The organism is Ferrimonas sediminum (assembly GCF_900100175.1).
Classification (GTDB): domain Bacteria; phylum Pseudomonadota; class Gammaproteobacteria; order Enterobacterales; family Shewanellaceae; genus Ferrimonas; species Ferrimonas sediminum.
Map to the genome: position 1 here is coordinate 125,937 of NZ_FNEM01000005.1, position 12,979 is coordinate 138,915.

At 57.8% G+C, this 12,979-nt stretch carries 11 protein-coding genes; 4 read left to right on the plus strand and 7 right to left on the minus strand.

Annotated elements, in window-relative coordinates; genetic code table 11:
• Window positions 1-20 precede the first annotated feature (20 nt).
• The 7 genes from BLT77_RS08370 to BLT77_RS08400 form a co-directional block, all read right to left on the minus strand.
• Window positions 21-257 carry a DUF8180 domain-containing protein gene (locus BLT77_RS08370; protein ID WP_090364665.1) on the minus strand — a complete coding sequence of 79 codons (237 nt, stop codon included), beginning with the start codon at window positions 255-257 and terminating at the stop codon, window positions 21-23.
• Window positions 250-462, minus strand: a complete 213-nt coding sequence (locus BLT77_RS08375) for a CooT family nickel-binding protein (RefSeq protein ID WP_090364667.1) — start codon at window positions 460-462, stop codon at window positions 250-252. Before BLT77_RS08375 ends, BLT77_RS08370 begins: the two co-directional genes overlap by 8 nt.
• Window positions 455-1,252: an ATP-binding protein gene (locus BLT77_RS08380; RefSeq protein WP_090364669.1), complete on the minus strand. Its 798-nt coding sequence runs from the start codon at window positions 1,250-1,252 to the stop codon at window positions 455-457. Before BLT77_RS08380 ends, BLT77_RS08375 begins: the two co-directional genes overlap by 8 nt.
• Window positions 1,253-1,299: 47 nt before the next feature.
• Window positions 1,300-3,210 (minus strand): anaerobic carbon-monoxide dehydrogenase catalytic subunit, encoded by a 1,911-nt coding sequence (cooS, locus tag BLT77_RS08385; protein WP_090364671.1) that lies wholly within the window; start codon window positions 3,208-3,210, stop codon window positions 1,300-1,302.
• Window positions 3,210-3,788, minus strand: a complete 579-nt coding sequence (locus BLT77_RS08390; protein ID WP_090364674.1) for a 4Fe-4S dicluster domain-containing protein — start codon at window positions 3,786-3,788, stop codon at window positions 3,210-3,212. The genes cooS and BLT77_RS08390 overlap by 1 nt, the downstream gene beginning before the upstream one ends.
• A gap of 11 nt (window positions 3,789-3,799) precedes the next feature.
• Window positions 3,800-4,138: a hydrogenase maturation nickel metallochaperone HypA gene (gene hypA / locus BLT77_RS08395; protein WP_090364677.1), complete on the minus strand. Its 339-nt coding sequence runs from the start codon at window positions 4,136-4,138 to the stop codon at window positions 3,800-3,802.
• Window positions 4,139-4,343: 205 nt separating this feature from the next.
• Window positions 4,344-4,916: a NapC/NirT family cytochrome c gene (locus BLT77_RS08400; protein ID WP_090364679.1), complete on the minus strand. Its 573-nt coding sequence runs from the start codon at window positions 4,914-4,916 to the stop codon at window positions 4,344-4,346.
• Between the two features lie 455 nt (window positions 4,917-5,371).
• Here BLT77_RS08400 and BLT77_RS08405 point away from each other — a divergent pair, with 455 nt between their 5' ends.
• The 4 genes from BLT77_RS08405 to BLT77_RS08420 all read left to right on the plus strand — a co-directional run bounded on the left by BLT77_RS08405 (window position 5,372) and on the right by BLT77_RS08420 (window position 12,877).
• Window positions 5,372-7,516: an OmcA/MtrC family decaheme c-type cytochrome gene (locus tag BLT77_RS08405; RefSeq protein ID WP_090364681.1), complete on the plus strand. Its 2,145-nt coding sequence runs from the start codon at window positions 5,372-5,374 to the stop codon at window positions 7,514-7,516.
• A 393-nt stretch (window positions 7,517-7,909) separates the two neighbouring features.
• Window positions 7,910-9,913 carry an OmcA/MtrC family decaheme c-type cytochrome gene (locus BLT77_RS08410; protein ID WP_090364683.1) on the plus strand — a complete coding sequence of 668 codons (2,004 nt, stop codon included), beginning with the start codon at window positions 7,910-7,912 and terminating at the stop codon, window positions 9,911-9,913.
• 55 nt (window positions 9,914-9,968) lie between these two features.
• On the plus strand, window positions 9,969-10,910 hold the full coding sequence (locus BLT77_RS08415) for a DmsE family decaheme c-type cytochrome (RefSeq protein ID WP_090364685.1): 942 nt from the start codon (window positions 9,969-9,971) through the stop codon (window positions 10,908-10,910).
• Window positions 10,911-10,921: 11 nt separating this feature from the next.
• Window positions 10,922-12,877 carry an MtrB/PioB family decaheme-associated outer membrane protein gene (locus BLT77_RS08420; protein ID WP_090364687.1) on the plus strand — a complete coding sequence of 652 codons (1,956 nt, stop codon included), beginning with the start codon at window positions 10,922-10,924 and terminating at the stop codon, window positions 12,875-12,877.
• Window positions 12,878-12,979 lie beyond the last annotated feature (102 nt).

Sequence of the window (12,979 nt, forward strand, 5' to 3'; positions counted from 1 at the left end):
TCCTCTGCCCCCTGGGCCGACTAGGCTTCCTCGCCGGTGTAAGTGGTCACTTTTTCCTGAGCCCGCTCCAGGCGCTGGCCGGTGGTTTTCATCTGGATCACCACATCGGCAATCGATTGGGCCAGCTCGGTCAGTTCCTGAGCAAGCAACTGTTCGCGCCACCGCTCCATTTCACCGATGTGATCGTCATTGTGCTGTTGCCAGTGGGGCAGCAGTCGTTGCATTTTTTGCAGCAAAATTTGCCGTTCATTACTCATGGTTGTCTCCTGATTGCTCTCGCTTCTCGAGCAATATCTGACCTTTAAGAAAGTCGGCACTCACCAGCCGATACCCTGACAGGTACCTGGGAGAGGCAAAGAAGGTATTAACGACCAGAGTCTCTCCGTGCACTTCGATGCCGGTGACCTCGTCGATGGTTTCGGCCGCCGTCGGGGTCACCAGCACCACGCTGACGTTACACATGACCGGCCTCCTCGTGCGTCGGCATCCGCTCCAGTAACGCCCGCTTGATGGCGTTGACTTCATCAATAAAGGGGCCGGAAAAATCAAACGGGGATTGGGCGGCCTTATCGGCGCGACGCAAGGCATCACTCCAGCTCAGCTGACCCAACAAGGTTCGCTGTTCCCCCAGAGCCCGACGAATAAACGCCAGATCCTCTGGCCCGCCCACCTTGCTGGCCACAAACCCGACCCGGGCGATGGCCAATTGCTGTGCCAGCTGCTCTACCTGCAAGGCGGTCTGCACACTGCGGCTACCGGGTTCCACCACCACCACCAGCAGATCCACCGCATCGGCGGTCCCCCGTCCCAGGTGCTCAATGCCCGCCTCCATATCCATGATCACCACCTCATCCCTATCCAGCAGCAAGTGCCGCATCAGGCTGCGCACCAATGTGTGCTCAGGACAAACGCAGCCGCTGCCGGCGTGGTCGACGGTGCCCATTTTCAATACCCGTACCCCCTGATGCTCCAACCAGAACTGTTGCGGCAGGTCGTCCACTCTGGGGTTGAGCTTAAACAAACCACCACTGTTCTGGTCCGCGCCGGTGCGGGATTTGGCCAATTCGGTTAGTTTGGAGAAGGGTAAGGGTTGTGGCGACCCGGCACGGACCCCCACCGCCGCCGCCAGATTGGCGTCGGGATCGGCGTCCACCGCCAAAACCCGCAGATTGTCCGCGGCCAGGCTTCGGGCCAGCAAACCGGCCAGAGTGGTTTTTCCCACTCCCCCTTTTCCGGTAATGGCTATCTTCATGTTGCACCTCCGCCCGGGGAAGGCCGAGCTTCCCCGGGGTGTGTTGATTAAATACCCAGGCCAAGCCGTTTGTTGCGAATCACCTCCACCAGTTTTTCGCCGGCCAAGTCTGGATCAGTTTCCACCAGGTAGTAACCGCCAAACAGATCCTTGGTCCCTTCGGTCATCAACTCGGTCACCACCTGGGAACCGGTCACATGAGGCATGGTGCCCAAATGAGTCGGAATCCCGAGGCCCACGCTCCAGGAGGCGATGGCCACCGCTTTCTCCGACATCGCTTCCGGCGCCGACGCCACCAATGGCAGGTCGCTCAGGTCCACATTAAGGCGATTGGCCAACGCCGTGGCCAGGGTAATGGCACGACTGTTGTCGACACAGGAGCCCATGTGCAACACCAGTGGCAACGGTCCATTGAGGCCAGCGGCTTCGCCAACGGCGGTCAGGACCGCCTTCAGCCCCTCACCGGCATACAACTCGGTGGCCTGCTGATTCATCAATCCATTTTTGGCAAAGGCGCCTGCCCCACAGCCCGTGGCCAGCAGCAGAACGTTGTTGGCCGCCAGTGTTTTGGCAATCTTCTGGTAGCTCTCATCCTGAACACTCTGGGTATTGTTGCAGCCGGCAAACAAGGCAATGCCCTGAATGTTGCCGGTCACAATGTGGTCCAGCAGGGGTTTCAAGGGATCCACGGCATCAACCTGTGCCAGTGCGTCCATCACCGCTTCGGCGCTAAAACCCACCACCGCCGTACGCTTGATGTCAGGAATGTTGATCTTGTTGGCATCGCGGCGCCCGTACGCGTCTATGGCAAACTGAATCACCTTGCGGGCAGTGGCCGTAGCATTGTCCTCACAAAAATCCACATGGCGGGCTCCCTGCATCTTGTTGTCGGCCATGGTGGTGATCACTTCGGTGTGGAAGCAGTCACCAATCTGGGGCAGCGACGGCATGATGCACTGAACATCGACCACCATGGCGTCCAGGGCTCCGGTGAGGATCGCCATCTCCTGGGACAGGTAGTTGGTGGCCAGGGGGACACCGTGGCGCATCATCACTTCGTTGCCGGTGCAGCAGATGCCGACGATGTTAATGCCACCGGGGGCTCCTGCATCGATGGCGGCCTGGTTCATCTCCCGCGACACATCACAGATCACTTCGCTGAGCAGTGGGTTATGGCCATTGACGGCGATGTTGACCGATTGGCGATCGATCACGCCGATGTTGGCTTCGGTCACCACCGGCGCCGGCGTGCCGAACATGGCATCCGACAACTCGGTGGCCAGCGACATGCCGTTGAAATCGGCCAACGCCCCTTTGATCCCCCCAAGAAAGACGTTGCCCGGCTCGGCGTCACAGCCGATGTGAGTGCGAGCCATGATCTGAGCCACGGTGGCGTCGATGTTGTGAGGCAATACCCCCAGCTTGGCCAACCTATCGAGTCGCTTTTTCGGTACCGAGGCACTGATCCAATGACAGCCCTTGTGATGATCCTGATTCTGATAATCTTCCAGAGTCTTGGTGGCCACATCGTGCGCCAACTGCAGTACCGACTTGTCCTTCGTGTCGATCTGCAGTCGCTCGGCGATGGCGGTCAGCTTTTTCGGGTCCCGTATCTGATAAGCGGGTAACTCGCCTTTGCCCACCCGCTGCATCGCCAGGGCGATATGACGACCGTGCTCCGAGTGAGCCGCCGCACCGGCTGCCATCATTCGAGCCACATTGCGGGCGACAATGGTGTCGCGGTTGGCACCACAGATCCCCTCGCTGGGGCCGTCACCAAAGGGATCGACCCGGCAGGGGCCCTTCCAGCAGATGCGGCAACACAGCCCCAGAGAGCCGAAGCCGCACTGCGGTTGCTGGGCCTTATAGCGGTCAAACACCGTGGCAATACCTTCGCTCTCCGCCACCGGGCACAGTGCGGCAACGGCGTCGTCGCTGGATTTTACGATGATCTCCATCAGGGTCTCCTCAGGGTCAGGGTCATGTGTTTTTGAGATTGAGCCAGCTCTTTCGCCCTGGCCTGCACCAGGGCGGTGCGGTAGGTTTGCATGTTAATCAGGCTGATCGCCTTGGTCGGACAAGCTTCGACACAGGCGGTCTCGCTCTTGCCCTGCTCGGCACACCAGCTCTTACACAGATCGCATTTCAGCGCCACCCCCTGATTGTTGGTGTCTTCCTCCTGCTTATGGCTGTCGCGGCGCACAGTGATGGCCCCGAAAGGACACACCATGACGCACAATTTACAACCGACACAGTTGGCTTCGACGATCTGCACCTGGCCGTCCTCCTGGCGACAGGCGCCGGTGGGGCACACCATGGTGCAGGGGGCGTTCTCGCACTGACGGCACTGCATCGGCATCATCACCTCATCCGCCACCACCACCTTGGTTCGCGAGTGAAGCGGCAGTCCTTTGACCACCGACCCCACCAGGCCACCTTCGCCACCATGAGCGACCGCGCAGGCCAGCTCACAACTATGGCAACCCAGACATCGCTCTGCGTCGGCATAGATAATGACGTTTTCCGTTTGTTTCATAACTTCAGCCTCTAGGTCTCAAAGCTTTCAATGAACAACTCTTCGCCTTGAATCAATTCGATATTCCGGCTCTGGCACGCGTCACAGCGAAAGCAGAATCGGGAGATGTCGAACGATCGCCGGCATCCATGGCAGGTTGCCCGAGCGGGGACGTGATCGATCACCAGCTGCGCCCCCTCAATCAGAGTGTCCTTTGCGAACATCTCAAAGCAGAAACTCAGGGATTGGGGCTCCACCGCCTTTAACTGGCCAACTTTGACCGTAACGCGAGAAATGGAGTTGGCCTTAACCCGGTCAGCCTGGGTCAACAGCACCTTTATCAGGCTTTGGGTCAGGGCCGCTTCATGCATCTCGTTACCTGTGTCGTGGGTTTCTCATTGGCTTGAGGCTATGAAACACCAGCGATGGCGGCAATTCTGTCAGCTGAATGACACTAGCGAAGGGAAAGTTGGCAACTGCGGCCGAGGGCACATTAAATGAAGTGATGAGGGATGGACAAAAAAAACGCCGGGCAATGCCCGGCGTCGTTAACCACTCAAAGTTCGGTTGAGTCGTTTATGGCTTCTTATGGGCCACCTTGTATTTGTGGCAATCGATGCAGGTCTTGCCCATCTTATCCATCTTCTGGTGCATCTTGGCCGCAACCTTCTTCTGCTTGTCGAAGTTCATGCGGGTTACATCGTGACAGGTGCGGCATTCGCGGGAGTCATTGCTCTTCATCTCAGCAATGATGCGGGCGGCGCCGTCTTTTTTGTAGGCCAGAAACTCTTCCTTAGTGGTGATCTCGCCTTTCAGCTCCAGATACACCTCTTTCATGGCAGAGATCTTACGCACCATCTTTGGCACGAACTCTTTGGATACGTGACAATCGGCGCAGTTAACCACCATGCCAGACTTGGACATGCCGTGCTTGCTGAGTTTCACCTCTTCAGCAGCAAAAGAAGGCACGTGACAGTTAACGCAGAAGGCGTCGCTGCTGGTGGCGTGCAGTACGGTGTTAAAGCCAACGGTACCTACGGCGCCGATAGCCAGGGCCAGGAACGCACCCAGTGGAATACCCAGCAACCATTTTGATTTGGGTTGCTTCCACAGCTTAGCCCAACCGGACTGTTGATTGTTGTCTACCATCTCTCATCCTCATGAAATAAAGCAGTGGCTCAATAAATTAGGAGCCACAAATTCTCAATTCCAAATTTTACTTGTCACATAATTAGAAGGTGATGATATAAGTCACAGTTCTTCTACTGCCGGTCAAATTTGGCTTACACACTGCGATCCAGATCATCCTTTTTCGGTGCAATTTCAAGACGGTTTTCAACTGCGTAACGACAGATACATTACCTCTTAAAAATCAGCAGTTAGCCCCCGAGATGTTGCTGATGAACTACAGTTGCTTAACAGATTTTGTACGAAACTGAACCGGAAGACCGATACAGGTCGAATATTTGATTATTCATATGGGAATGTTGAGTTGGATCACGTTGCATTCATTCAACTCTGAGTTATCTTTCTGATGTTGATTGTGCATACCTCAAAAGTGATATCTGCATAATCAACCCTTTATACATTGCAGGGAAATAGTAATGATGATGATGAAACAAACTGCCTTATGGCGCGCAATGGCGTTTGCCGGCATCGGGGCCTTCGCCCTGGCCGGTTGTGGTTCCGACGGTTCTGATGGCTCCGACGGTGAAGATGGCAAGCCAGGTCCTGTTGGCATCGCCATTGGCCAGGCCAGCTCTGTGCAAGCCACGGTCAATTCCGCCTCCGTCAGTGAAGACGGGTTCCTGACACTGAACTTCAGCCTGGTCAACGCCAATGGCGTTGCCGTTTATGGTCTGACCAACGCCGACATCGGTGCGGTCTCCTTCGGTCGTCTGGGTAATGAGGATGAAGTGGGCACCACCGACGTCGAGGGTGAGCCTCGCGACATCTGGTTGAGCTACTTCAACAAAGACAAAGGCGACGGCCACTTCACCGGTTCCTCCTACTTTAAGGGCAGCAACTGCGAAGATTGTCTGACCGACAACCAGGACGGCACCTACAGCCTGACGCTGAACATGGCCATCGACACCCTGGAGTACGACTACGGCTATCAAGCCGACGCCACCAACGGCCTCTACCTGGGCGTGAAAGCGACCGGTGCCGAAGGCGCGACTCTGGTCGAAAACAGCTTCTACTACTGGCAGCCCGCCTCCGACACGGCCCAGCCGCGTCCGAAAGAGCTGATCGCCGACACCACCTGTCAAAGCTGTCACCGCCCGGGCCATGATGGCGCCCTGGCCAAGCACGGCGGCAAGCACGTGACCCTGGAGTCCTGTACTTTCTGTCACGCCGACTACAACAGCTACAACAAAGACATCAAAGATGGCGATGGCAATGTCACCGGCACCATGGTGTTTGATGGTTCCATCAAAGGCATGGCTCACGACATTCACAGCCACTCCTTCTTCGCCGACGACGGTATCTTCCCTCAGAACGCGTCCAACTGTCAGACCTGCCACCAGGCCGACGAGGCCCTGCCCCTGGCTGACCACTGGAAAGCCGACAAGGACAGCGCCACCTGCCTGAACTGCCACAACAGCGTCTACGGCGTTCCAAGCTGGCACTGGGGCGGTGAAGCCGTCAAGCCGGAATACACCAACTGTGTGTCCTGCCACAATGCCAACGGTGCCCGTGGTGCCGAAGCCGGTCACTACACCCAGAACGACACCGCCCGCTCCGCTACCCTGAAAGTGGTCTTCGATGATATGACCGTCGCTGCCGACGGCCTGTCCATCACCACCACCTTCAAGATCCTGGACGGTGAAGATCTGGTGCCACTGACTCAGGTTGACCCTCGCCCATACAAGTACGGCGGCTTCAACAGTGCCATCGTTCTGAACGGCGTACTGGGTGATGACTTCCTGGTCAACTATCAGAAAGTAGGCTTCGACAACTTTGTCCAGCTGGGTGACGGTCGCATCGAGGCAGTTATCAACGACGGCGCGTTCAAGGTCAAGGAACTGGTTGACGCCGGTGCCACCCTCACCCTGAGCAGCCAGCTGCACGTCTGCTTCGAAGGCAAAGGCGTGCGCGCCGACTGCGTGGTTGACGGCGACGGCAACCTGGATGGTCAGGAAGCCCCTTACCTGGTCAGCGACACCTTCTACTTCCAGCAGGACGGCACTGCCGTTGCTGACACTCCCCGTGTTCAGCATGCGGAGATGAGCGCTTGTCAGGATTGTCACACCACGGACATCAAGCACCGCTTCACCAACGACATGGACGGCTGTGCGACTTGCCACAACGGCACTCGCACCACCTCCTCCGGTGTCACCTCCAACCTGGCCAAAGTGGTTCACAGCAAGCACTACATCGGCGACTTCTTCAAGAAGACCGACTGTGCCACCTGTCACGGTGAGAACGGCTACTCTCTGTCTATCATCGCCAACACCGCCGATGCCCAGCCTGTGGCCTTCGGTAAGACCGCCGATGGCAGCGAGCAACTGCTGGTCTCCCCGCAGACTGCGGCCTGCGTAAGCTGCCACATGCCTCCTTATGGCCTCAATGCCTCCACCGTTGCTCACATCGACGGCATGGGTGGCATCATCGACCATGACGGCGACATCAACACCATTGGTGTACCGGCCAGCCAGTACCCTGCTCAGGTGAACGAGAGCTGCGCAACCTGTCACAGCGACAGCCAGTTGCTGGAAGCTCACGCCAACTGGGGCACCGGTCACTAAGACCGAATTGCAACAAAATGTAAAAGCGGCCTTCGGGCCGCTTTTTTATTGCTCGGCAAAACTCGGGCATTCCTGCTCACACACCTCAAAATCCCGAGCCAAAATAGTGTCCGCTCCCCATGGATTCAGCTCAAGTTCAGCCTCGCCATCGAATTCAGTTCACAAATGCAGTTTTTACAACTAAGTTATTGCACGGAGACGAAAATGTGTCCCCTACCCCTTTTGGGGTAAAGCAATGTAAATCACTGATGCACATCACAGTAATAGACACAGGAAGTTGATATAAATTACCTCGAATAAGTGCTTTAGCGAATCTTAATCAAGACTAAAGCACTGATTGGCAAGGTGGTTACTTCGTTACGTAGCCGCCTCCAAAAAAAAGCAGGGAAATTGATGATGATGATGAACAAACCTAACTGGCGCCTGCTGGCTACCGCTGCGGTAGTCAGTGCTGCGCTGACCGCCTGTGGCGGCGATGATGGCAACGACGGGAACGCCGGCAACCCCGGTCGCCCAGGTGGCGAGCCTGCCACTTCCGTATCCACGCTGAACCTGAGTGTCACTGACGCCAGCTTCACCAATGGCTTGCCGGTATTTACCCTACTGGCCACCAACGAAGACGACGAAGCCGTTGTCGGCCTGCAGGGCCTGAAAGTCAACGTGGCTCAATTGCTGCCCGCCGGGCACAACGTCGTTGGCGATCCCAGCAAGTGGCAAGTTGCCGGCCATAACAGCAAGTACGGTGCCGCAGAGATTGTGGACCAGAAAAACGGCTACTACACCGTGACCTTTACCAGCCTGGAAAAGGCCGAACTGGATCCGAACTTCACCCGCCGACTGAACATTGTTTCACCGGCTGGCACTCTGGTTGATGGCACCACCAGCGTACCGAATGCAGAAGTGGCCTTCGATTACAACGCTGCCGGCGCAGACGCCGACTACACCCGTAATATCGTCGCTGCGGACGCCTGTGCAGCCTGTCACGGCGACGACATCGCCATCAAACACAGCTACACGTCGCCTGAAACCTGTGCCAGCTGCCACGACGGTATGAAAGCCGATGGCGGCCGCACCAGCCGCTCCTTTGCCGTGCTGGTACACGATGTGCACAAAGTGGCCGCCGCCGAAGACGCCGATGGCCACATTCAGTACCCTACTGAGCTGAGCAGCTGTAACGTCTGTCACGAAACCTCGGCTCCGGCCGACGAACTGGCAATCACCGAGTGGGGCAACTGGTCTGCGGTTCCCTCCAAAGAGAACTGCTCCAGCTGTCACGCCGACAACAACCACATCCTGGAACAGGCCGACAGCTCCCGCTGCGCCTCTTGCCACACCCCTGAAGGCACTGGCGTGGTCAAAGGCACCATCGAAGCGCACCTGGGTGAGTGGAACGATGCCGCCGCCGTAATCAGCCAGTGGGGCAGCGAAGCCGAGCTGAGCTACGATGCCACCAGCGACAGCACCAGCATCACTGTTACCATCACCGATGCCGCTGGCCAGAAACTGGCCGCCGATCAGGTTCTGCCTCAGATCAAGCGCATCGAAGTGCTGACCAACGTTGGTCCGAACTACCCGGTTCTGAGCTACGGCGCCGGCAGCCACCAAGACGCCGTTGTTAATGGCGAACTGGCGAGCGGCACCACCATCGTCGATGGCAGCTTCGTGATGCCTGTGGTTGACCATAACGGTGACCCACTGCCGTACGGCGCCGCCGGTTCCGATGCCGACACCGCCTTCTCCTTCATTGGTCTGGCTGTCTGCTCTCAGAGCAATGCCATCGTAGACTGCGCCGATGTTGCCAACCCTGACGACAAAGCGAACTACACCGGCATGAAGGCCAACATGGCGTTCGTTACCAAGTCCGGTGAAGCCAACAGCACCCGCCACACCGACTCCCTGGAGTTCAACAAGTGTGCCGGCTGCCACAACGACAACTGGCAGATTCACAAAGGCTACCACTCCGGCTTCGTTATGGACGATCTGGAAGGCGGTCTGAGTGGTTGTGTCACCTGTCACACCCCTGACGGCACCTACGCCTTCAACAACAACGGCGCCTTCGAGCAGAAGCTGCACGTGGTACACGGTGAGAAGAACATCATCAGCGACTGTACCCAGTGTCATACCAGCTTCAACCTGGATGCCTTTGCCAAGAAGGGTCCAATCAACACAGGTGCCGGTGCCAACCCTTACGCTGACGGCCTGTACGGAACGCCTATCACGGCCACCTGTGCCAGCTGCCACAGCTACGCAAGCGCCATCGACCACATGACCGGCGAAACCCTCGGTAACGGCAAATTCAACGTCGACAAAGCCGATGCCCAGCTGGCTGTTTCTGCAGAGAACTGCTTCGTCTGTCACGCCCCTGATGTGGCTGACCACAGCAACGTGAAGTTCTAAGCCGATGGGGAGGGCCTGGCCCTCCCCTTCTGTGGACCCGAGTTAGGAATCCTTTATGAAACAGATGAAATGGTTAACCACCCTGCTGGCCGGCGCTGCGCTGGTTGCCGGTTTTGGTGCGACCGCAGCACCATGGGACAAAATGCCCGACGCCGAGGTTGAGCAGATTCTGGACACTAAGTTTGCCGAAGGCAAATACTCCAAAAAAGGCGCCGATGGCTGCCTGATGTGTCACCGCAAGAGTGAGCAGGTCATGGGCATCTTCCAAGGTGTTCACGGTCAGAGCACCAGCAGCAAGAGCCCCATGGCCGGCCTGCAGTGCGAAGCCTGTCACGGCCCTCAGGGCAAGCACAACCGCGGTGGCAAAGAGCCGATGATCCAGTTTGGCACCGACGCCCCGGTTCCGGCGGCCAAGCAAAACAGTGTTTGTCTGTCCTGTCACCAGGATGGCGAGCGCATGGCCTGGCACTCCAGCACCCACAACCTGGAAGAGGTGGCTTGCGCCTCCTGTCACCAGGTGCACGTTGAAAAGGATCCTATCCTCGACAAGGTGACTGAAGTCGACGCCTGTACCGCCTGTCATACCCGCCAGAAGGCCGACATGAACAAGCGCTCCTCGCACCCGCTGAAGTGGGCAGACATGACCTGTACCGATTGCCACAATCCTCACGGTTCCATGTCCGAGGCGGCCTTAAACCAGGTCTCCACCAACGACACCTGTTACGAGTGCCACGCCGAGAAGCGCGGCCCTTTCCTGTGGGAGCACGCCCCTGTTGCGGAAGACTGCTCAGCCTGTCATAACCCCCACGGCAGTGTGAACGAAGGCATGCTGACAAACCGTGCTCCTCAGCTGTGTCAGCAGTGTCACACCAATCCTCACAGCGGCAACAACATCAACGGCAAGCCCAGCGTCTTCACCGCCGGCCAGAGCTGTTTGAACTGCCACAGCCAGATTCACGGGTCTAATCACCCCTCTGGCAAAGCGCTGCAGCACTAAGGAGAGGTAACATGAGATTTCGTTTAAATCTGATTACGCTGGCCCTGGCCGGTGTCTCCAGTGTTGCCATGGCCGGTGGGTACAGCCTGCAGGAAGCCAACACTGATAAGGTCAACACCGACAAGTGGGCCTGTAAACGCTGTACCGTCGAGTACGGTGCCCGGGGTTCGGTCGGCATCGCCGCCGGCATGGTAGAGAGCAGTAACGAGCGATCCGCCAACACCTTTGGCGCCGAAGATGGTGCCGTTGGCGCCGTCAACTCCGACCTGCACTATCTGGCCGAGTCCGGTTATCAGGCCTCGCTGGAAGCCCGTAACCTGGGCATGGACAACGGCGAAGCCACCCTGTCTGCCGGACACGGCGACACCTGGAACGTGGCTCTGGAGTACGGCAAGCTGGTGTGGGTGGATAACGCCAACGCCCAGACCGAATACCTGCCCGTGGGCGATACCCTGGTTAAGGGTGAACTGACCGACGTCGAGCTGAAAACCGAGCGCGAGCGCTACGGCATGGCGTTCGATTTCGGCGGTGAGATGTGGCAAACCTTTGCCAGCTTCAAACGCGAAGACAAAACCGGTCGCCAGAAAGCCTCCATCTATGGCGGCACGCCGACCAACATCGCCAAACCGGTCGACAGCAGCACCGATAACTGGAAAGCCGGCGTCAAGCTGAACGGCGAGCGCTGGTTCACCAGCCTGGCCTACATCGGCTCCAAGTACGACAACGACGTTTCTGCCCTGAACTTCGGCAGCTTTGCCGGCGCCTATCAGGATGCCCCGAGCAACGAAGCCCATCAGGTTCTGTTGAACGGTCAGTACAGCATCGGTCGTACCCACCTGGCCGGTCGTTTCTCCACCGGCGAGATGACCCAGGACGACGACCTGCTGTCCATCAATAACGGCATCACCGGCTTTGATGGCAAAGTTGAAACTCTGGACGCCAACTTCAAGGTAACCTCTCTGGTGACCAACAAGCTGCGTCTGGGCGCCAGTGTGGACTACAGCGACCGCGACAACAAGTCGACCGTACTGACCACTCAGGTCACCGTGGATCCGAACTCCGGCAACGCCAGTGAGTATGTGGCCTACGACACCGAGCGCACCACCTATAAGGTGAGTGGCAGCTACCGCATCGCCTCCGGCTATCGGGTCGATGCCGGTTACGACCGCAAGGAAGTGACCCGCACCGGTCAGGATCGCGAAGACACCACCGATGACGCCGTCTGGGGTCGTTTCCGTGTCACCGCATTCGATGCCTGGGACATCGCCCTGAAAGGCGGATTCAGCAGCCGCGACGGTTCTAGCTACAGCGTCACCGGCAACAACAACGACCTGATGCGTCGTTACTACCTGGCCGATCGTGACCGCTCCGAAGTGGAACTGCGTGTCAGCCATAACCCGCTGGATAAGCTGTCGGTGGACTTCACCGGTCATTATGCTCTGGACGACTACGACAAGTCGGAAGTGGGCCTGACCGAAGCGGAAGACTACGGCTATGACGTCACCCTGGCCTTCCAGCACACCGAGCGGTTCTCTACTCACCTGTTCGTCGGCCAACAGTGGATCACCTCAGAGCAAGGCGGGTCCGTGACCGGTCCGGCCGCCTGGGAAGCCACGGTAGAGGATGAGTTCCTCAACGCCGGCCTGGGCTTCAGCTACACCGGCCTGCTGGCCGATAAGCTGGTACTGGGCGGTGACTACGTGTACGCCGACTCCAACAGCGATACCGTGTCTGGCTTCAGCGAGTACGATGACTACTACGCCACCAGCCACAACTTCAACCTGTATGGCGATTACGCCCTCAGCACCAGCATGTCGCTGCGCCTGGATTACCGCTATGAGCGCTACCAGGATGCCGACTACGCCGTGGTTGAGGCCGATACCGTTGCTGACCTGATCACCCTGGGCGATCTCAACAGCAACTACAACGCCCACATGGTGATGTTGTCGTTCAACTACAAGCTGTAACCACAGCGTCTGTGACTAAGGCCGGCATTGCCGGCCTTTTTTTCGCCTCTAGAGCGCGGTCTTAACCCAAACTGAATCACTTGCGCATTGATTTGGCCCATT